Source organism: Solibacillus sp. (assembly GCF_040273735.1).
Taxonomy (GTDB): Bacteria; Bacillota; Bacilli; order Bacillales_A; family Planococcaceae; genus Solibacillus.
This window is the reverse complement of record NZ_JBELZM010000001.1, coordinates 141,638-163,115: the sequence shown is the minus strand read 5'-3', so window position 1 is coordinate 163,115 and position 21,478 is coordinate 141,638. Positions and strand designations below refer to the sequence as shown.

At 40.9% G+C, this 21,478-nt stretch carries 22 protein-coding genes; 1 reads left to right on the top strand and 21 read right to left on the bottom strand.

The window, feature by feature from the left end:
- Position 1: 1 nt before the first annotated feature.
- The 13 genes from rnc to ABS917_RS00750 form a co-directional block, all read right to left on the bottom strand.
- Positions 2-763: a ribonuclease III gene (gene rnc, locus ABS917_RS00810; RefSeq protein WP_350477237.1), complete on the bottom strand. Its 762-nt coding sequence runs from the start codon at positions 761-763 to the stop codon at positions 2-4.
- A 204-nt stretch (positions 764-967) separates the two neighbouring features.
- Positions 968-1,204 carry an acyl carrier protein gene (gene acpP, locus ABS917_RS00805; protein WP_008403327.1) on the bottom strand — a complete coding sequence of 79 codons (237 nt, stop codon included), beginning with the start codon at positions 1,202-1,204 and terminating at the stop codon, positions 968-970.
- A gap of 101 nt (positions 1,205-1,305) precedes the next feature.
- Complete coding sequence (gene fabG, locus ABS917_RS00800; RefSeq protein WP_079525136.1) at positions 1,306-2,052, bottom strand: 3-oxoacyl-[acyl-carrier-protein] reductase; 747 nt, start codon at positions 2,050-2,052, stop codon at positions 1,306-1,308.
- A complete protein-coding gene (gene fabD / locus ABS917_RS00795) occupies positions 2,043-2,996 on the bottom strand; it encodes an ACP S-malonyltransferase (protein WP_350477236.1) in 954 nt (317 codons plus the stop codon). Before fabD ends, fabG begins: the two co-directional genes overlap by 10 nt.
- A 25-nt stretch (positions 2,997-3,021) precedes the next feature.
- Complete coding sequence (plsX, locus tag ABS917_RS00790) at positions 3,022-4,017, bottom strand: phosphate acyltransferase PlsX (protein ID WP_350477235.1); 996 nt, start codon at positions 4,015-4,017, stop codon at positions 3,022-3,024.
- The gene (fapR, locus tag ABS917_RS00785; protein WP_350477234.1) at positions 4,014-4,586 is read right to left on the bottom strand and encodes a transcription factor FapR; all 573 of its coding nucleotides are present in this window, start codon (positions 4,584-4,586) and stop codon (positions 4,014-4,016) included. The genes plsX and fapR overlap by 4 nt, the downstream gene beginning before the upstream one ends.
- A gap of 115 nt (positions 4,587-4,701) precedes the next feature.
- Positions 4,702-5,121 carry a VOC family protein gene (locus ABS917_RS00780; protein WP_350477233.1) on the bottom strand — a complete coding sequence of 140 codons (420 nt, stop codon included), beginning with the start codon at positions 5,119-5,121 and terminating at the stop codon, positions 4,702-4,704.
- A gap of 68 nt (positions 5,122-5,189) precedes the next feature.
- Complete coding sequence (gene recG, locus ABS917_RS00775; protein ID WP_350477232.1) at positions 5,190-7,229, bottom strand: ATP-dependent DNA helicase RecG; 2,040 nt, start codon at positions 7,227-7,229, stop codon at positions 5,190-5,192.
- Positions 7,230-7,383: 154 nt separating this feature from the next.
- Positions 7,384-8,304: an L-serine ammonia-lyase, iron-sulfur-dependent, subunit alpha gene (gene sdaAA / locus ABS917_RS00770; RefSeq protein ID WP_251689411.1), complete on the bottom strand. Its 921-nt coding sequence runs from the start codon at positions 8,302-8,304 to the stop codon at positions 7,384-7,386.
- A 12-nt stretch (positions 8,305-8,316) separates the two neighbouring features.
- Positions 8,317-8,979, bottom strand: a complete 663-nt coding sequence (gene sdaAB, locus ABS917_RS00765; RefSeq protein WP_350477231.1) for an L-serine ammonia-lyase, iron-sulfur-dependent subunit beta — start codon at positions 8,977-8,979, stop codon at positions 8,317-8,319.
- Between the two features lie 319 nt (positions 8,980-9,298).
- Positions 9,299-10,945: a DAK2 domain-containing protein gene (locus tag ABS917_RS00760; protein ID WP_350477462.1), complete on the bottom strand. Its 1,647-nt coding sequence runs from the start codon at positions 10,943-10,945 to the stop codon at positions 9,299-9,301.
- Positions 10,946-10,963: 18 nt separating this feature from the next.
- Positions 10,964-11,326, bottom strand: coding sequence for an Asp23/Gls24 family envelope stress response protein (locus tag ABS917_RS00755; protein ID WP_008403339.1), 363 nt, complete (start codon positions 11,324-11,326; stop codon positions 10,964-10,966).
- 246 nt (positions 11,327-11,572) lie between these two features.
- Positions 11,573-12,445, bottom strand: coding sequence for a diacylglycerol/lipid kinase family protein (locus ABS917_RS00750; RefSeq protein ID WP_350477230.1), 873 nt, complete (start codon positions 12,443-12,445; stop codon positions 11,573-11,575).
- 216 nt (positions 12,446-12,661) lie between these two features.
- Here ABS917_RS00750 and rpmB point away from each other — a divergent pair, with 216 nt between their 5' ends.
- A complete protein-coding gene (gene rpmB, locus ABS917_RS00745) occupies positions 12,662-12,850 on the top strand; it encodes a 50S ribosomal protein L28 (protein WP_004227417.1) in 189 nt (62 codons plus the stop codon).
- A 261-nt stretch (positions 12,851-13,111) separates the two neighbouring features.
- On the opposite strand, the gene ABS917_RS00740 is transcribed toward rpmB, so the two are convergent.
- The 8 genes from ABS917_RS00740 to fmt are packed head-to-tail and all read right to left on the bottom strand — an operon-like array spanning position 13,112 to position 21,477.
- The gene (locus ABS917_RS00740) at positions 13,112-13,741 is read right to left on the bottom strand and encodes a thiamine diphosphokinase (protein ID WP_350477229.1); all 630 of its coding nucleotides are present in this window, start codon (positions 13,739-13,741) and stop codon (positions 13,112-13,114) included.
- Entirely contained in the window at positions 13,738-14,403 is a 666-nt protein-coding gene (gene rpe / locus ABS917_RS00735; RefSeq protein ID WP_340717597.1) for a ribulose-phosphate 3-epimerase, read from the bottom strand. Before rpe ends, ABS917_RS00740 begins: the two co-directional genes overlap by 4 nt.
- A 2-nt stretch (positions 14,404-14,405) precedes the next feature.
- Positions 14,406-15,287 (bottom strand): ribosome small subunit-dependent GTPase A, encoded by an 882-nt coding sequence (rsgA, locus tag ABS917_RS00730; RefSeq protein WP_350477228.1) that lies wholly within the window; start codon positions 15,285-15,287, stop codon positions 14,406-14,408.
- An 11-nt stretch (positions 15,288-15,298) separates the two neighbouring features.
- Positions 15,299-17,266, bottom strand: coding sequence for a Stk1 family PASTA domain-containing Ser/Thr kinase (pknB, locus tag ABS917_RS00725; RefSeq protein ID WP_350477227.1), 1,968 nt, complete (start codon positions 17,264-17,266; stop codon positions 15,299-15,301).
- Positions 17,267-17,268: 2 nt separating this feature from the next.
- Complete coding sequence (locus tag ABS917_RS00720; protein WP_350477226.1) at positions 17,269-18,015, bottom strand: Stp1/IreP family PP2C-type Ser/Thr phosphatase; 747 nt, start codon at positions 18,013-18,015, stop codon at positions 17,269-17,271.
- Between the two features lie 10 nt (positions 18,016-18,025).
- Entirely contained in the window at positions 18,026-19,174 is a 1,149-nt protein-coding gene (gene rlmN / locus ABS917_RS00715; protein WP_350477225.1) for a dual-specificity RNA methyltransferase RlmN, read from the bottom strand.
- Between the two features lie 3 nt (positions 19,175-19,177).
- On the bottom strand, positions 19,178-20,539 hold the full coding sequence (gene rsmB, locus ABS917_RS00710; protein WP_350477224.1) for a 16S rRNA (cytosine(967)-C(5))-methyltransferase RsmB: 1,362 nt from the start codon (positions 20,537-20,539) through the stop codon (positions 19,178-19,180).
- A complete protein-coding gene (gene fmt, locus ABS917_RS00705) occupies positions 20,536-21,477 on the bottom strand; it encodes a methionyl-tRNA formyltransferase (RefSeq protein WP_350477223.1) in 942 nt (313 codons plus the stop codon). Before fmt ends, rsmB begins: the two co-directional genes overlap by 4 nt.
- Position 21,478 lies beyond the last annotated feature (1 nt).

Below are 21,478 nucleotides of genomic sequence, written 5' to 3'. Positions count from 1 at the left end.
GTTATTCCTCCTCTTGCTTTGACTGCTTAAGCATCAGCATGGCACTTTGTGCTGCTTGCTGCTCAGCCTCTTTCTTTGATTTTCCACGGCCAATACCTAACTCCTGGCTGTTTAACATTACGCGTGAAACGAATGTTCTATTATGTGCTGGACCTTTTTCATCAACAATTTCATAATTTAAAAGGCCGTTATTTGTTTGTTGAATAATTTCTTGTAATTGACTTTTAAAATCCATCACATGCGAAAAAGCACCGACTTCAACTTTAGGGAATACGACACGTTCTAAAAATGCGACAACTACTTCTAAACCTTGATCCAAATAAAGGGCTCCTACAAATGATTCAAATACGTCAGCAAGCAATGCCGGACGTTCGCGACCACCTGTTAATTCTTCACCTTTACCTAATAAAACAAATTGTCCGAAGTTCAGTTCATTCGCAAAAACAACCAGTGATGGCTCACAAACGATTGATGCACGTAATTTCGTAAGTTCCCCTTCGCTCATATTCGGAAATTTTTCAAATAAATATTTTGATACAGATAACTCTAATACAGCGTCCCCTAAAAATTCTAATCGCTCGTTATCCGTAAATAATTTGCGGCGATGCTCATTCACATAAGATGAATGTGTAAATGCTTGATATAATAAATCTTTATTCTGGAAATGAATGCTCATTTCGTTTTCTAAAACTTGAAATTGTGATTTTACTTTTTCAGGGAGTACACCGGGTTTCTGGTTGTTCCCTTTTTTTCTATAGGTCATGTACTTTCTGCCTTCCTTCTAGTTTCTATCGTTTAGTTTACCTTGTTCTATAGCATTGTGCAAAGGGTATCAGTCAAATTCCTATCAAATTTCGTTTTATTTGTTCAGTCAACTAGAAACTGCTATTTAACGCAATTTTCAGACGCAAAAAAGGCTGTACAAAAGTCGTTGTGACTTCGTACAGCCCTATGTTTTATAAATGAATTAGCTGATTTTGCTTTCGATGTATGAAATTGCATTACCAACTGTTGCAATTTTTTCTGCATCTTCATCAGAAATTTCCATATCGAACTCATCTTCAAGTTCCATTACTAACTCAACAACATCTAATGAATCTGCACCTAAATCCTCACGGAATGATGCTTCTAATTTCACTTCGCTTTCGTCAACGCCTAAACGGTCAACGACTACTTTTGAAACACGCTCAAATACTGTAGACAAATCAGTCACCTCCCCTCAAGAATACCAATCCTGTTGATTTACGTTTTTGGTACACTTGCCCCACAACTCTAATCAACTAGATTGCTTATATTTCAAACATATTAAGCCATTACCATGCCGCCGTCTATTTGGAGGGTTTGACCTGTAATGTAGTTGGCGCTGTCTGATGCGAAAAATACGACAGCTTTTGCGATATCTTCCGGTTGACCAAGTTTTGCCAATGGAATTTGTTTAAGCATACCTTCTTTCAAATCTTCAGGTAAGCCTTCTGTCATTTCCGTTGTAATAAAACCTGGTGCAATGGCATTGACTAATATATTACGTGATGCAAGTTCCTGCGCAGTTGTTTTCGTCAGACCGATTACACCCGCTTTTGCTGCTACGTAGTTTGCCTGACCGGCATTCCCGGCTACCCCGACGATTGAAGAAATATTAATAATGCGTCCTGCACGCTGTTTCATCATTTGACGCGTTACAGCTTTTGTACAAAGGAAAACACCTTTTAAATTCGTATTGATGACATCATCCCATTCGTCATCTTTCATACGCATTAGTAGATTGTCGCGCGTGATGCCCGCATTGTTCACTAAAATATCAATTGAACCGTACGTATCAAGCGCTGATTTCATCAAATTCTGTACAGAATCTGCATCTGCCACATTCGCCTGTACGGCAATTGCTTCGCCGCCGTTTGCTTTAATTTCTTCTACGACTTCCTGTGCTTTTTGCTCGCTCCCACTATAATTGACAACAACTTTTGCACCTTCACTTGCCAATTGTAATGCGATCGCGCGACCAATGCCACGAGATGCCCCTGTTACGACTGCACATTTCCCTGTTAAACCCATTGTTTCCACTCCTTTGATGCCTCAACAACTTGTGTCAAACTCGCCTCATCATACACACAGTATGTTTGTACATTGCGGTCGATTTTTTTCACTAAGCCTGATAATACTTTTCCAGGTCCGCATTCGATAAAGACCGTTACCCCTTCAGCAATAAGCTTTTCAATGTTTTGCTGCCATTGTACAGAGCTTGTTACTTGGGCTACCATTTCTTCTTTAATCGCTTCAACCGTTGTTAAAAGCTCTGAAGTCACATTGCTCACTACCGGAATTTTTGGTTCCTGTAATGGTAAATTTGCTACCGTATCTTTTAAATTATGTGCCGCTTTCTGCATTAATGAACTATGGAAAGGACCGCTTACGACTAAAGGTAAAGCTCGTTTCGCTCCTGCTTCCTTCGCTCTTTTACATGCTTCGTCAACACCCTGTTTCGTCCCTGAAATCACAATTTGGCCCGGACAGTTGAAGTTCGCAACTTGAACGACTTCTCCTTCAGCGGATACTTGTTGGCAAATGGCGTCTAGTGTTTCTCCGTCTAACGCCAATATAGCTGCCATTGCTCCTTGACCTGCAGGTACTGCCTCGTCCATAAATACACCCCGTCTATGAACCGTTTGAACTGCATCTTCAAAATCAATTACTCCTGAAATGACAAATGCACTGTATTCTCCTAATGAATGTCCCGCAGTATATTGCGGCGCAATACCAGCTGCAATCAGCTTATTTGCGATCATCACCCCTGATGTCAATAAAGCTGGCTGAGCATGGTATGTCAGTGTTAATGTTTCTTGTGGACCATTCAACATATAGTCCGACAATGGAAGGTTCAACACTTCGTTTGCTCGTTCATAATACTGTTTGCTTACTTCATCATTCGCAACAAACTCCGCACCCATCCCTACAGTTTGTGAACCTTGTCCTGGAAAAATAAAAGCAATTTTAGTCATTTGATAATCCCCTTTGTGAAAAAGCTTATTCTGGCTTTGGCAATTGCTCAATTTTTTTGGTAATTGTTTCGCATACTTTATGCTCTACCATAATTGTCGCTTGGCGTATTGCACTGTATATCGCACGTGCATTCGAAGAACCATGCGCTTTAATAACAGGTGCTTTCAGGCCGAACAAAGCCGCTCCACCATATTCTGTATAATCCATTTTATCTTTTAACTGTCTCAAGTCATTTTTTACTAATGCGGCTGCAATTTTTGTCTTTGTTGTAGCAAATAACGCATCCTTCAGCATTTTGAAAACCGTACCTGCCGTACCTTCAATTGTTTTCAGCACCATATTGCCTGTAAACCCATCCGTTACGACAACATCAGCGACACCATTCAGTAATTCGCGTGCTTCCACATTGCCTTCAAAGTTAAAATCCGCTTCTTTCATCAATGTGAATGACGCTTTAGTTAATTCATTACCTTTTTTATCTTCAGTTCCGATATTTAATAAACCAATACGAGGTGCTTTTTGACCGCGTACTTGCTTCACATAAATATCACCCATAATTGCGTACTGTAATAAGTTTTCAGGTTTTGCATCTGCATTTGCCCCTAAATCAAGCATAAGGAAGCCATCACCATTCATTGTCGGTAATGTTGTTGCTAATGCAGGACGTGCTACCCCATCAATACGACCTACTTTGAAAAGTCCGCCTGCCATTAAAGCACCAGTATTTCCTGCCGATAAACAAGCGTCCGCCTTTCCTTCAGCAACCGCATCCAGCATACGAGCCATTGAAGAATCCTTTTTGCGGCGTACTGCGCGTGCAGGATCATCCTCTGCCTCTACAACTTCACTACAATGAACAACCGTTAGGCGATCATGATTTTTTAAGTAGGGTGCCATTTTTTGTTCATCGCCATATAAATCAATCGTTAATTCCGGAAAATCTTCAAGTGCCATGAAGACACCTTCAATAATTGCCTTTGGTGCGTTATCTCCACCCATACCATCTACTGCTATTTTCATGTTGTTTCTTCACCTTTCATCCGATACATTTCAAACTCTCCCTTGAAAACTATTTCATTTTCAACAGAAGAAGTCACTTCGATAAATGTACGGTTTTTATCAGGGTTTTTCCCTTTTACAACCGCCTTCGTTACGACACGATTTCCTGCTCGTACCGGTTTTACGAAAGCTACATTTGATTTTACAGTAAGGGCGAGCTCATCATCAATTACTGCAACCGCCAAAGAATTGGCCTGTGCAAATAAATGGTGACCGCGCGCTATGCCATTGCGCTGGAAAACATGCTCTTCTCCAACATCAAATATTGAAATTGCCCGATTATCCAGCTCTATATCAATAATTTCACCGATGACTTCATCAAGTGGCAACGATTTTACTTCATCATATTTTTTAGCAGCAACATCTTTTATACGTTCACGCAATTCCGGAATAGCGAGTTCCATGCGATCCAATCGGATTGTTTGAACGCTCACATTAAATTCAGCTGCTAATTGTTCATCTGTCACGAAAGGATTTTCTGCGATCTGTTCAGTCAATAACGACTGTCGCTCTTTTTTGGAACGCTTCATCGTATTTGTTACCTACCTTTAATTTTCTAAAAGATTAGTATTAGCACTTGGTACTAATATCAATATACATGTATAAAAAAAAGAACGCAACAACTTTTTGTTGCGTTCCAAAATCTTATGCCTCCAGGCTTAGCTGCCACAGCACCCCAAACTTATCTGTTACTTGTCCATAGCACTTGCTCCAAAAGGTCTCCTGTAACTCCATTACGATCTTTCCGCCTTCTTTTAAACCATCGTAAATAAATCGGATTTCCTGCTCGTCTTTTGACGTATAGGCAATGCTGATATTGTCCCCTACCGTCACTTGGGGAGAGCCCGGATACGTATCGGAAAACATCATTTGACCTTCCTCCAGTTCAATTTGTGCATTCATGACCAAATCTTTTGCTTCTGGCGGAATAGGGTGCTCAGGATTTGGCGGTAATTCTCCAAATGTTGATATCGTTACACTTTTGGCATTAAACAGTTCTGCATATAACACCACTGCCTCTTTTGCTCGTCCATTTAAAACGAAATACGGATACATGTTTCCCATCTTATAACCTCTTTTCAGCATTTTTAAGTAACCTGAATAGTTTTCCACCAATTACAGGTTCTAACCGTTTAATCGATTCGTTCTCCTTGCATAACTCCAGAAGCCGTTAAATCTTCTCGTAAAAATTCATATTCCTGATCTTGCCAGAATGCTTCATCATAGAGCATTTTCTCGGCATCCTGTCTTGCCGTTTCAAGTGCCCGGTAATCATGGACAAGGTCGGCCAATTTAAATTCCGGCAACCCGCTTTGTCGTTTCCCGAAGAAATCCCCTGATCCTCGCAGCTCCAAATCTTTTTCAGCTAGGCGGAATCCGTCATTCGTTTCGGTCATACTCATCATACGTTCTTTTCCTTCATCTGTTTTCGGATCGGCAATCAGCACACAATAGGATTGATGTTCTCCACGACCAACACGTCCACGCAGCTGGTGAAGCTGCGCCAAACCAAAACGCTCGGCATCATAAATTGTCATGAATGTCGCGTTTGGTACGTTTACCCCAACTTCGACAACAGTTGTCGATACAAGTACATGAATTTCCCCGTCACTAAATGCTCGCATGACCGCATCTTTTTCATCCGAATGCAGTCGACCATGCATCAGGCCGATTTCAAAACGGGTGCCGAAATACGCCTTCAATTGTTCATAAGCTTCCACTGCATTTTGCACATCCAGTTTATCGGACTCTTCGATTAACGGAGCAATGACATACGCTTGGCGACCTGCTTCAAGTTCTTGGGTCATGCGCATCAGCACACTGTTCAGCTGTTCTTTTTTCAGCCAATGTGTTTCAATCTCTTTCCTTCCTGCAGGCAACTCATCAATAATCGAAACATCCATCTCACCAAAAGCTGTAATGGCTAATGTACGCGGAATAGGTGTTGCGGTCATGAACAGTACATCCGGATTTTCGCCTTTTTCACGCAGTACACGACGTTGTTCTACACCAAAACGATGCTGTTCATCCGTGATGACAAATCCTAGCTTCTTGAATTCAACATCCGGCTGAATGAGTGCATGTGTCCCAATAAGAATATCGATTTCTCCTGCTGCGAGCTGTACCAATAATTCACGGCGCGCCTTTGTTTTTGTGGAGCCCGATAATAAAGCTATCTTGACGCCAATTGGATCAAACCACATATGCAAGTTTTCCGCATGCTGTTCTGCTAAAATTTCGGTCGGTGCCATTAAAGCCCCTTGATACCCAGCCGTTACAGCTGCATATAGGCCGATTGCCGCTACAACCGTCTTCCCAGAACCAACATCCCCCTGAAGTAGCCGGTTCATACGTTGCGGCAGCAGTAAATCCTTGCAAATTTCATTGACAACCCGCTTTTGGGCACCTGTTAACTCATACGGCAGAGTCGCAATGAATTCCTTTAATTTTTCCAAATCAAAGCGAACGGAAATCCCTTTTTCATTTTCCTTATTCGCTTTTCTCAATGCTTGAATACGCAGCTGGAACTGCAGTAATTCCTCGTATACGAAGCGGCGTCGCGCCTGTTTTGCATGGTCTGCATTTTGCGGAAAATGTACTCCTTCAAGTGCTTCTTGAATGTTAACTAACTGATAGCTTTCACGCAGATAATTCGGCAATGTTTCAGGCAGTTGATCCTTCACGGTATCCAACGCCTGGCGCATATATTTACGGAAGCGCTTTTGCTGAATATTCCCCTTTAAACTATAAACAGGCTCAAAATCGACTTGTTCTGTTTTCGGTCCGAATGTCACAGACGATCCGACAATAACTTGACGTCCGCGATCCCATTTACCAGTAACAGTAATGATACCGCCAGCTGAAATTTTTTGCCGCAAATAATTTTGATTGAAAAACACAACTTTAATTAAATGTCTTCCTGCAAGAGCCGTAAATTGTAGTCGGGATTTATTTTTCCCTAAAAATAATACGGTCGGTTCACTTTCGACACGTGCTTCAATCGTCACACGCTCATTATGCGGTGTTTCAGTTAAATCTTTTAATCGAAAATCTTCATGGCGGTATGGAAATGTCCAAATCAAGTCATGGATTGTCTCGATGCCAATTTTCATTAAATTTTCGGCTGTTTCTTTTCCGATTCCCTTTAATTGTGAAACTGGCTCATGAATCATTGTCGACACTTCCTTTACAAGGTTATTTAGTTTAACAATATCATAAAATGGGTGCATATGTTCTCTCGTAAACTAAAAAAAGAACACAAAATTTGTGCTCATTTTTTAGTTATCTGATTTCTATATTAAATTTTATCAGTTTCAAAACTAATAGTTAGTTACTTCCTACACGCGATTTCAGTAGGCTTTTCAGGTCTCCGCCTTCAAAGATTGCATGGGTGATGGCTTTGCCTGTTGGTGTTGCGGCTAAACCGCCCCGAGCTGTTTCTTTCAAGTTCGGGCTCATTGCCTGACCGATTCGGTACATTGCGCCGATTACCTCATCACACGGAATGCGGCTTGTCACACCTGCCAATGCCATATCCGCTGCGACCAATGAGTTGGATGCACCCATTGCATTACGTTTAACACAAGGTACTTCCACTAAGCCTGCAACCGGATCACATACTAATCCGAGCATATTTTTCAGCGTGATGGCAAATGCTTCCGAACTTTGCTGCGCTGTTCCGCCAGCCATTTCTACAATCGCTGCCGCCGCCATTGCCGATGCACTGCCGACTTCTGCCTGACAGCCGCCTTCTGCACCTGAAATCGAAGCATTGTTCGCAACGATAAATCCAAATGCTCCCGAAGTGAATAAATAGCGAATCATTTGTTCACGTGTCGGATTTAATTTATTCTGAACTGCAAATAATGTCCCCGGAACTACTCCCGCTGAACCTGCAGTCGGAGTCGCACAAATTGTACCCATTGCCGCATTCACTTCATTTGTTGCAACAGCTTTGCTGACAGCATCAAGTAAAAGGTCTCCGGCTAATGTATTGCCTTTTTTAATATAATTTTGAATGAGTACAGCATCGCCACCAGTTAAACCCGTTACGGACTGTACACCTTTTAAGCCGCGCTCCACCGCTTCTTCCATAATCGTTAAATTGCGGTCCATCTGTGTAAAAATCTCTTCACGCGAGCGACCTGTAATTAACATTTCCTGCTCGATCATCAATTCGGAAATAAGCTTTCCTTCTCTTTCGGCCAACTCCACTAACTCACGAACACTGCGGAATAAAACATCCATATTTGTCACCCCTTAGTTATTAATTTTCGATACTTTCGTAATATGTGGAATATATGAAATTTGCTCTAATAGACGCTGATCAATGTTTTGATCGACTTCAATTACCATTAAAGCGGTTAAACCACGTTCAATACGCGATACTTCCATATGTCCAATATTAACATCATGCATGGCTAAACAGTTCGCCACGTTTGCAATACAACCTGCACGGTCATCATGCACAACTAAAATTGCCGGCATACCGCCTGTCAGACGCAGCTTAAATCCATTCACTTCACTAATTTCGATTTTACCACCGCCGATTGAAATGCCTTCAACGCTCATTTCTGATTCGTCATCACCCATTAAAATGCGCGCGGTATTCGGATGCTCTTTATTAGCTGTTTCCGGAATAAACTCAAATTTCAAGCCTGCTTTTTCTGCTTCCGCAAAAGAAGTTTTAATCCGTTCATCATCCGTATCATAATCTAGTAATCCACCGACAATCGCCACGTCCGTACCATGACCGCGATATGTTTCGGCAAAAGAACCGTATAAATAAATTTTAGCCCATTTCGGCTGACGTCCAAACAAATCGCGTGCAACACGTCCAATTCGTGCTGCGCCTGCTGTATGTGAAGAGGACGGACCAATCATAACAGGTCCAATAATATCAAAAACTGATGTAAATTTCATAAAGTTATCCCCCCATATTCTTTCATACTTTCATTTACTACTAGTGTACTCATTTTTTCTGCAATTAACAAACTTCTTGTTGTAAAAACAGAGTATTAACCAAATTGAGGATTATACTCCATAAGTTTACGCCGATTTATAAGCGGTAGGATGGATGAACTGATGGAAAAATATTACTTTCAATTCCACTAAATAGACCACACTATCGAATAACAGGGAAAACTCGCTTAATTATCTTCAGATCGACCCCGCGACACTCCACTTAAACATAATGAAAGCAGTGCATACATGAATGTACACACTGCTTTCACTATTGATTTTATTCTACAGATAAAATGAACGGATACAGGGATTGCTTACCTTCAACAATTTCCACTTCAGCATCCGGATAATTTTCTTCGATGAAGTTTTGTAATTCACCGGCTTGTTCTGCTGTTGCATCTTCACCATAAATGATTGTGATGATTTCTGAATCTTCATCCATTAATCCTTCAAGCACTTTTTTCGCTGCATCCATCATTTCAGGAGTCGATAAAATAATTTTACCTTCAGCTAATGCCATATAATCATCTTTGCGGATTTCAACACCGTCGATCGATGTATCACGTACTGCAAATGTTACTTGACCTGTCTTCACATGTGCAAAGCCTTGTGTCATGTTTGTCTTATTCGTTTCAACCGGCTCAGCAGGATTGAATGCTAAAATAGCTGCCATTCCTTGAGGGATCGTTTTTGTCGGCACAACCGCTGCTTCTATTTCCAGAAGTTCAGCTGCTTGCTCTGCCGCCATAATGATATTTTTGTTGTTCGGTAAAATTAGTACACGCTCTGCACCAATCTCTTTTACTGCTTTTACGATATCTTCAGTAGAAGGGTTCATCGTCTGTCCGCCTTCAATTACATAAGAAGCACCGATTGAGCGTAGAAGATTGGATACACCTTCACCCATTGCAATCGTTACAATCGCATATGGTACTTTTGTTTTTTGCTGTTTCGCAGGTGTTTGTGGTGCATCGTTGACAATCGCTGAATGCTGTTCACGCATATTGTCTACTTTAATTTTAATTAAGCTACCATATTTTTGACCCGCTGCAAGTACGGCACCTGGAGTTTCAGAGTGTATATGTACTTTTGCAATTTCATCGTCCGAGATTACCAGTAATGAGTCGCCCATCGGATTCAATTCTTGGCGGAACTGTTCTTCATCAAATGGTGATTTATCATCCTCGAAACGCACCATGATTTCTGTACAGTATCCAAATTCAATGTCAGATGTGTCCATGAAGTCTTGTACACGGTGATGTTCTGCATTAATTAGATCGTCCAGTGAAGATTCATTTTTTTCCGGTAGTGGCTCGCCTTTCATGGAAGCAAGGAATCCTTCATAAACGAACAGCAATCCTTGGCCGCCGCTATCAACAACGCCTACTTCTTTTAATACAGGTAAAAGATCCGGCGTACGGTTTAATGATTGTTTTGCTTCCTCGATGAACGCTTCCATCAAGACAATCATATCTTCTTCTGTTTCAGCAACTTCCACACCTTTTGCTGCCGCTTCACGAGCAACCGTTAGAATTGTCCCTTCCACTGGTTTCATAACGGCTTTATAGGCAGTATCTACACCAGCCTGAAATGCATTCGCTAAGCCTTTCGCATCGATTTCAGCTTCTTTTTCAATCGCTTTACCGAACCCGCGGAATAACTGCGATAAAATTACGCCTGAATTTCCGCGTGCGCCCATTAGTAAGCCTTTGGATAAAGCCTGAGCTGTTTTACCGATATGTGCACTTACATTGGCTTCTGTTTCATCTGCACCAGATGTCATTGATAAATTCATATTTGTCCCTGTATCACCATCCGGCACAGGGAATACATTTAGCGAATCTACATAAGCTGCGTTTTGGTATAGGTGATGTGCACCCATTTGTACCATTTCAGCAAATTTTATTCCGTCTAAAGACTTCATTCGATTCATTTCCTCCTCTTACACATTCGCAACACGAACGCCTTGAACAAAAATATTAACTGATTTAACGCTCATACCTAATGTTTTATTTACTGTATATTTTACTTTGGATTGTACTTGATAAGCGATTTCAGAAATTTTCGTACCATAGCTTACAATAATGTACATATCAATATGTAAGTCATCACCTTCTTGGCGAATGAGCACACCTTTTGCAAAATTCTCTTTTCGTAAAATATCTGTTAAACCATCACGAATTTGATGTTTTGATGCCATGCCTACAATGCCATAGCATTCAATCGCTGCTCCACCAGCAATTTGAGCAATAACATCATTGGATATATCAATATGACCGAATTCGTTATTTAATTCTACTGACATAGTGAATGCCCCCTTGGCTCTATTTGACTAATTTATATTGTACTACACAAAAGTCGATTATAAAAGAAAACGTTCATCTACGTCTAGCCCGAAGTCGTTATTTTGAATTTCTCCTTATTAAGCTTCTCTTTATTTTTAATCAAAACAACATCATACTATAATAATTTTTTAGCACAATCTAATTAGAGTATTCGACAATTTCCGGTTGTTATACAAAGAAGCATTTTTGAAGTGTATCACTGAGTTTTATTTAGAGAAAAATTCGATATGATTATGCAAAATGGAGATTTCCGCCGGAAGTTGGCTGATTAAATCACCGTCAACATTCAGCGGAATTGCTTTATTCGCTTTAATATGCATTTCACGTGCATTGAATTTTATAATATTGTCGTCGTCCTCATAGTTGCCTGTCAGCAGATTTTTAGCTGTACCTACAACTTGTAGTGTGTTCATACTTTTAATAATAAACCCGTGCAGCAGGCCGTCTGATTTGTCGGCATCTTCATTCAGTTGGCGGAAGCTTCCGACTGAATCAGTCAATACACAGATGAAGAGCATCATATTTTCTTTATACGTTTGTCCATCAGCCTTAACTTCCATTTCATAAGAGTCATTTTGAATAGCTGCCTTCACACCTTCAAATAAATAAGCGAGCGAGCCAAGGGCTGTTTTTTGTTCCGCCGTCACATCGCCGACCGCTTCTGCCAGCAATCCGATCGCAATGACATTCGTGAAATAATGGTCATTCACTTTCCCTATATCAGCCTTTGTTGTTTTTCCGCCAAGTAACTCAATTGCCTCATCCGGATTAAGCGAGATATCCAATGCACGGGCAAAATCATTGACTGTTCCCAATGGCACAATTCCTACAGCAGGGCGGTGAGGCTGTTCTGCAATGCCATTGATCCCTTCATTTACCGTACCGTCTCCCCCAACTAAAATAACCGCATCATATTTCTCATCGCATGCCATTTTAGCAAAGCGGATTGCATCCTTTTCACCTGCTGTTTCTTTCACGTCAACTTCATAATTATGTAATTGTGCGATAATTTTCTTTTCATACTCACTTGCCTTTTCTTTTCCTGAAGTAGGATTGATGATGACCATACATTTTTTCATAATTGCGTCCCCCAAATAATTAGTTTATATAGTACGTTACCTTTTCCAGGAAGTTTTTAATCCCAATTAAGCAAAAAGGGGTGTAAAGGTTTTTTTCTTGAAAGGTTATGTAAAATGTCTTGCACTCATTGCCTCTGTATGTTAAATTATTATGGTATGTGAAATAACGAACTGAAATTATAGATTTCAGATTCAGCTGTAAGGAGGAATTTTACAATGCCAAAACAATGCGTAATTACTGGCCGTAAAGCTCGTACAGGCAACAACCGTTCACACGCTATGAACGCTAACAAACGTACTTGGGGTGCTAACCTTCAAAAAGTTCGTATCTTAGTTGACGGTAAGCCAAAACGTGTATGGGTTTCTGCTCGTGCTTTAAAATCAGGTAAAATCGAGCGCGTATAATCGCGTATAGAGTATCAGCAATTGCTGGTACTCTATTTTTTTGCCAGGACGGGGACAAAACTTATTTCCAGTTTATCCTTAGTACGATAGTATATAATTTCCTTAACAACAGAAAAAAATACAGCCCATAATCGCTATGAGCTGTAGCCAGGATCCTTATTTTTCTTTTTTATCTCTACGAAACAACTTCACGCAGCCTCTTGCTACACCGCTTAACCACTTAGGCATTTGGAATGTATATACTTTCAGCGTTGTTCCTCCTTAATCTTTACTCTTTATCATTAAACATATGCCTTCCCTAAATGAAATAGACCCTGTACCTTTTATTTCATTGCTTGTGAAACGCGTTGTACCCTGCTCAATTACTTCATCTGTCGTTTCATATTTAACCCCACGCAATGTAACGTTCTGAAGAGTTTTCCCATAGGCAAAAAACGATACATAGGTATAATGATCTTCTGTCAAAATATGTGTACCCGGCAGCAAAAATTGGATGATATTATGAGAATTAATAATTTTAAAAGTAATATGAGGATGCTGTTGCTGCATAAGAAAAACAGACCTTAAAGTTGCTTCGTAATGATCTAGGCGCCCGCCTGTAACACCCGTCAAAAAGACTTCCTGCGGCTCGTATGTAAGTGCCTTCAGCAATGCTAAGTCTGTATCCGTCTCATCTTTTTCCGCCTGAAACTGTTCTACATGTTCTACAGCTTCGGAAATCCGCGCAAATTCCTCCGCTGTAATAGAATCAAAATCGCCGACAATGCTATGTGGATGCATACCTTTATCCACTAAATATAATGCACCCCGGTCGACTCCAATCCATATATCCGGTGTTAAAGAAAAGGCGACCTCATGAACGGGGCCGCCTGAGCAGATTGCTACAATCACTGAATTGCCGCTAATCCTGCTTGTTTAATTTCCTGTAAAGCTTGTGCGCGATCTTCTTTACTGTAAATAGCAGAACCAGCAACAAAAACCGTTGCACCTGCTTTTGCACAAGGTACGATTGTTTCAGCGTTAATTCCGCCATCAATTTCAATTTCGATATTCAGGCCACGTTCTTTAATGATTTTCGATAATGCTTCCACTTTAGGCACAACCGATTCAATGAACTTTTGCCCGCCAAAGCCTGGGTTAACCGTCATAAACAGCACCATATCAACATCTTCCAAAATATGCTGAATCGTTTCAATCGGCGTATGCGGATTTAATACAACACCCGGTTTAACACCAAATGAGCGAATTAACTGAATCGTGCGGTGCAAATGGCGGCATGCTTCAACATGGACCGTAATGTAGTCTGCACCTGCTTTCGCAAATTGCTCAATGTACTGATCTGGATTTTCAATCATTAAATGTACGTCCATCGGTAATGTAGAAAGGGGGCGAATTGCTTCTAATGCAATCGCACCGAATGAAATATTCGGTACGAAATGGCCGTCCATTACATCGATATGAATCAATTCCGCTCCTGCTGCTTCTACTTCTTTTACCTCTTGTCCCAGCTTTGCAAAGTCTGCTGCTAAAATTGATGGTGCAATTTTAATCATGTCTAATACCTCGGCTTTCGGTCAATAATTTCTTGTAAAATTTGTTCATAATGCTCATAGCGGTACGAACGGATTTCACCGGTTTCTACCGCTTGTTTTACTGCACATTTCGGTTCCTTTATATGCAGGCAGCCACGGAACTTACAATTCTCGCTAACCCTCTCGAACTCTGGTAAACAAGATGTCAGCTCTTCTTTTTCTATCATTTCAAAATCGAAAGAACTGAAGCCCGGAGTATCTGCCAATAGCCCGCCGCATACTTCAATAAGCTCTACATGACGTGTTGTATGTTTCCCGCGCCCTAAACTTTTTGAAATAATACCTGTTTTTAAATCCAGTTCAGGAAGCAATGTATTTAACAGTGTAGACTTTCCGACACCTGACTGTCCTGCAAGAACCGATGTTTTTTCCTGCAAATATGGTTCGATTTTTTCCAACAATGTTGGATCATCGATATAAGTTTCGATAATGTCGTAGCCGATTTCCTTATAGTCGTCAATATATGTTTGTATATGTGCACGTTCGGCATCATTCAATAGATCCATCTTTGTTAAAATAATGATCGGCTGCACATGGAATGACTCGAGCACGACTAAAAAACGGTCGAGCAGTACTGTATTAAAATCCGGTTCTTTTGCTGAAAACACTAGTAAGGCCTGATCCACATTCGCAATCGGAGGCCGAACGAGCTCATTATGGCGTTCAAGAATTTTATCGATTGAACCATCCGATTCGCCGTCATAGGAATATTCCACAAAATCGCCGACAAGTGGAGATTCTCCGCGATTACGGAAAATCCCACGAGCGCGACATTGAATTAAATCACCGTCTTTTTCAACATAATAATAACCGCTTAATGCTTTTCGAATTTGGGCTTGCGCCATCCAATTCCTCCTTATTCCGCCAATTCTTCATAAGTAATTGTTTTATTTTCAATTACATTGTTATCCCGTACAATCTGGTAGGCAGCTTTGTCCCCTTCAACAATAACCAGCTTAATTGTGTATAAAGTATCTTCAGTAATTGTTATCGTTTCTACAGGATCTGCCATTGTACGTGTTTTGTCCTGAATGTAAATGGAGACTTCTTGTTCCACCCCTTCTTCAAAAGGCTCGTACGGAATTTCAATTGTATTTGTATAGAATTTTTCCTGTTTTGCTTTTGGTCCTTTTGAGATAACGACATTAATTGTGCTGCCTTTTTCAAGCTTTGTGCCTGCTTTTGGTGATTGACTGATTACTTCACCGGCCGGTTTATCCGAATATTCTTCACCCGTTACATTTACTTTAAAACCTGAGCTTTTTTCATATTCTGAACGGTTTGCTTTGTTGAATGCCATCAAGTCACGCACCGTTACTTGCTCTTGTCCTCTGCTAACTGTTAATACAACATCCGTCTCATTGACGTGAATTTCCTCTCCGGCTTCAGGTGTTTGAGCGATAATTTCGCCTGCTGCATGCTCTGAAGAATATTCCTCTCTAAAATCATAGCTATTAAATTCTTCTAAAGTGTCCATTACGTCATCACGCTGCTTGCCAATGAAATCTTCCATTTTTGTCATTTCTTTACCGATGCTGACGATCAAATCAACCGTAGTGCCTTTCTCACGTTCCCGACCTGCCTGCGGATTCGTTTCAATGATATTTCCCGATTCAATCTCTTCATTGTTGCGTTCTTCTTGTTCTCCAATAACGAAGCCTTGCTCTTCTAAAATTCGAATGGCTTCTTCAACTGTCATATCAGTCACATCTTCTACGACTACTCTATTTGGAGTCAGAAGAACAGCGGCTACTACTGCACCAATTGTTAAAAGAACTAATAGCCCAACGATTAGCGGCCATTTTTTCTTTTTCTTTTTTTGTTTTGACGGCTTCGTCTCTTCTTCGGCCGGCGGTTTTGAATCAATCCGGACCGTTTGTTCTGTTATACCTGTAGATGGCTCTTGCACAGGTCCAGGAATGGGCTTTGGATCTTTTATAATCGGGATCAGCTTTGTCGCCCCATCATCTACTGGCGGCATAAATTTAGGTTCATTCACCCGTTGTAATGATAAACATGTATTTAAATCTTCTTCCATCTCTTCTGCATTGCTATAGCGGTGGTTTTGATCTTTTGTTGTTGCCTTTAATACGATATTTTCGACACTTTGCGGAATGCTTGCATCGAATTCACGTACTGAAGGTGTTTCTGCCTGCAGATGCTTTAACGCAATGGATACAGCAGATTCACCTGAAAATGGCAATTCTCCTGTTAAAAGCTCATAAAAGACAATCCCAAGTGCATATATATCGGACTTCATCGTCGCCACACCGCCGCGCGCCTGCTCCGGCGATAAATAATGGACAGTTCCGATAACCGAGTTCGTTTGAGTGAAGCTTGTTGCTCCAAGCGATGTTGCAATCCCGAAATCAGTAATTTTCACATTGCCTTCTTCATCCATCAATATATTTTGCGGCTTTATGTCACGATGGATTATGCCGTTTTCATGTGCATGGGCAATCGCCGATGTTAGCTGCTTCATAATATGGACACTTCGCGCTGCAGATAAAGGTGAAAACTCTTGTATGTATTGTTTTAATGTTTTCCCTTTAATGTATTCCATGACAATATAGTGCATATCCCCATCTTCGCCAACATCATAGATGCTTACGATATTAGGATTAGTCAAACTTGTTGCAGACAATGCTTCACGCTGGAAACGACGGTGCAATTCTTCTTCATTTGATAAATCATAACGCAATATTTTGATTGCGACGTCACGACTTAAAATAATGTCGTGTGCCAAATATACATTTGACATCCCGCCTCCGCCAATTAATTTTAAAATTTTATAACGGCCACTTATATGTTTTCCTACTAGCATTGTTACACCTCCTGCACCGTTGTCATTAGGATAAGGGAAATATTATCTTCTCCACCACGATCATTTGCAATTTGAACTAATTTTTTTCCTTTTTCCTGAATTGAAACCGGCTTTGTAATAATTTTGCCCATTTCCTCTGTAGACAGTTTATTACTTAACCCATCAGAACAAATGAGTAAAAAGGCCTCATTTGATAAAGAGATTTCATAAAAATCAGGTTCAATCGAAATTTCTGTACCGAGTGCTTTTAAAATAAAGTTCCGTTGAGGATGATTTTGTGCCTCTTCTTCACTAATTTCTCCATTTTCCAATAAAATATTTACATAAGAATGATCTCTTGTTACTAACTTTACTGTTTCGTTTGTAATATGGTATACACGACTATCGCCGACATGGCTTATCGTGCAATCATTTTTGTCAAGTAACACAGCAATCATTGTCGTTCCCATACCTTGGCAATTTTCATGTGTTAATGAGTAATGATATATTTTTTGATTAATATGTGACACCGCATTACGCAACCATTCGAGCTTTAACTGTTTTGTTGCAAAACTATCTGCATTTTCCTGTTTAAAGAGTGCATGCATTTCGGTAATAACCATTTCACTCGCTACATCACCAGCATTATGACCACCCATACCATCTGCTAAAATCGCAAGCTTAAAATGATCGGGGCGCTCAAAAAACGCGGCCCGATCTTCATTTATTTTTCGCTTTAACCCAATATCACTTTCCACTGTAAAGTTCACTATAGTCCACCTACTTTGTTTCGTGTGATCGTTCCTGTGCACGTAACTGGCCACATGCAGCTGCAATATCTGCACCTTGCTCACGGCGGATTGTTACGTTAATCCCCTGCTCCTTAAGCGTTCTTTCAAAAGCAAAAATTTTACTGCGTGATGTACGAATATAATCACGCTCCGGCACGTAGTTAATCGGAATTAAGTTGACATGACATTTAATATTTTTGATCAGCTTCGCCAGTTCCATTGCTACTTCTTCTGTATCATTTTGCCCTGACATTAAACCATATTCAAATGTAACACGACGTCCTGTTTTCTTCGTATAGTATTTTACTGCTTCCATCAATTCTTCTAATTTATATGCTTTAGCAATCGGCATTAATTTTTGACGGGCCTCTTGGTTTGGCGCGTGTAGAGAAACCGCAAAGTTAATTTGCATACCTTCATCTGCGAATTCGTAAATTTTCGGCACGATTCCCGAAGTCGAAACCGTAATATGACGGGCACCGATATTTAATCCTTTGTCATCATTCATAATTTTAAGGAAGTTCATCATTGCATCATAGTTATCAAACGGTTCACCGATACCCATAATTACGATTGATGATACGCGCTCTTCTGTTTCGTCAAGCTGTTGTTGTACTTTTACGACCTGCTCGACAATTTCTCCTGCCATTAAGTGACGCTTCAAGCCACCTAACGTAGATGCACAGAATGTACAACCGATACGGCAGCCTACTTGTGTCGTTACGCAAATTGAATTTCCGTAATCATGGCGCATCAATACTGTTTCAATTGAATAGCCGTCCTGCAGCTGGAATAAAAATTTAATCGTACCGTCTTTTGATTCCTGTTTAATAATTGTTGAAAGTGTCGTTAATGCAAACTCTGCTTCCATCTTTTCACGCAATGCTTTCGGTAAGTTGGACATTTCTTCAAACGTTTGGACACGTTTTTCATAAAGCCATTCATAAATCTGCGCTGCACGGAAAGCCTTTTCTCCATTTGCTGTCAGCCATTCCTTCATTTCATCTAGACGTAATGAATAGATCGAAGGTTTTAACTGAGGCTTTTCCTTTTTCGCACGACGTACCGGCTTATCTGCTGTTTCTTCCACTAAATCCTGAATTCGTTCATCAAATTGTTTTAATTGTTCTTGCTCCATTAGTTAATTGGACGCTCCTTTTTTTACGAATGCAGCTACGAAAAATCCGTCACTGCCTATATCTTGCGGGAATACTTGCAGCATCCCGTCCTGTTGCTTCGCTTCTAGTTGTGTCGGTAAATTTTCAATTGGCACCAAGTTCATTTCAGGGTGCTCTTTTAAGAAGGCTTGTACCGTACCTTCATTTTCACTGCGGTCTACTGTACATGTTGAATACACTAATCGTCCGTCTTGTTTCAATAGCTGGACTGCATTATTTAAAATCGAAAGCTGGATTGTTTGCAGGCTCTCTAAATCTTCTTCTCGCTTCGTATATTTAATATCGGGCTTGCGTCGCATTACGCCCAAGCCTGAGCATGGTGCGTCTACCAAAATCGCATCATAGCCTTCCTTTTGTAAAAAGCTTGCTGCTTTTCTTCCATCGAGAGGGGCTGTTTCGATAATATCCAATCCTAGACGCGCGACATTTTCCTCGATTAAATCCAATTTTTTCGGATGTAGATCGGTCGCTAAAATCGAGCCTTCATTTTTCATAACTTCTGCAAGATGTGTTGTTTTACCGCCTGGTGCTGCACACATATCAAGTACTTTCATACCAGGCTGCGGATTCAGTACTTTTGCAGGAAGCATCGAGCTTTCATCCTGAATTGTAATAAGCCCGTTCCGGAAAGCTCCTGTACGTGCGGCCTGCCCGTTTTCAAGATGCAGACATTCGGGTATATATTCACTGCGGCGCGCTTTTACACCTTCGCGTTCAAGTGTTGTCAAAACTTGCTCGACAGTCGCTTTTGTCGTGTTGACACGTACTGTCTGCAGTGGTGCAATATTATTTTCAAGAAGCATTTCACGTGTTTTTTCATAGCCGTAGCTTTCAACCCAGCGATCGACCAGCCACTGCGGATGACTCGTTTCGACTGCCAGACGCTCATTTGCATCTTCTATTAGATCGGTTGAACGAACGCCTTCACGTAAAATCGAACGTAAAATACCGTTCACCATTGAGGCAATCCCTTTATGGCCGCGGCGTTTTGCAATTTCCACTGCTTCATTTACAGCAGCGTGCGCAGGGATACGCGTTAAATACTGCATTTGATAGAGCGACATACGCAACAGCCAACGCACCCAAATATCCACTTTACCGCGAATAAATGGCTCCAGATAATAATCCAGTGTCAGTTTATGCTGCAATGTACCATATGTGAGCTCTGTTAACAGACCACGGTCTTTTGCATCGATTTTATATTTCTCAATTGTTTGGTGTAATAATAAATTGCTGTATGCCTGGCTTTTATCGACCGTCAATAAAATCGTTAAAGCGGCATCTCGAACATTACCGTCCCAAATCACTTGTTTCTTTTTACTCATTCAAAACGGTCCCCAATCTGTAATTTCGAGCCCGTACCACGTAAAAACTCTTCTGCTGTCATGCGTTTCTTACCGGCTGGTTGTACATCATACAGCGCTAATGTACCGCCATCTCCTGTCGCTACTTCAAAATGGTCTTTTTCGATTTTCACGACTTCTCCCGGTGCAGCATTTGTTGCTGTTTCACCAACCCTTGCTGCCCAGACTTTGAAGTTGGCCCCTTCAAATGTCGTATAGGCAACTGGCCAAGGGTGTAATCCGCGCACTTGATTATACAATGCACGCGCTTCATTATTCCAATCAATCAACTCCTGTTCGCGACTAATATTACGCGCAAATGTTACGAGTGATTCATCCTGTGGAATGCGGGCATTTGTCCCGTCGATAATCGATGGCATCGTTTCTTTCAATAGTTCACGACCAACCGCACTTAATTTGTCAAACATTGTGCCCGTATTGTCCGTATCTTCAATAGCAATTTCCCGTTGCGAAATAATATCCCCGGCATCCAGTTTTTCCGCCATATACATAATCGTTACACCTGTTGTTGCCTGTCCATCAATAATTGCCTGATGAATTGGTGCACCGCCTCGATATGCAGGTAATAAGGAAGCATGGACATTAATACAGCCTAATCGCGGTGCATCAAGCAGTTCTTTAGGCAAAATCTGTCCAAATGCCGCTGTTACAACTAGGTCGGCATTTAACGCCAAAATTTCTTCCAGCTCCTGTGAACCTCTCAGTTTTTCTGGTTGAATAACCGGTAAGCCTAATTGTACCGCTTCCTCTTTCACAGGTGGCGGCGTTAATACTTTTTTACGACCAAACGGACGGTCCGGCTGTGTCACAACCGCTGCAATGTCATAGCCTTCTTCATGAAGCATACGCAAAATAGGCGCTGAAAAGGCAGGTGTTCCCATAAATACGATTTTTGTCATC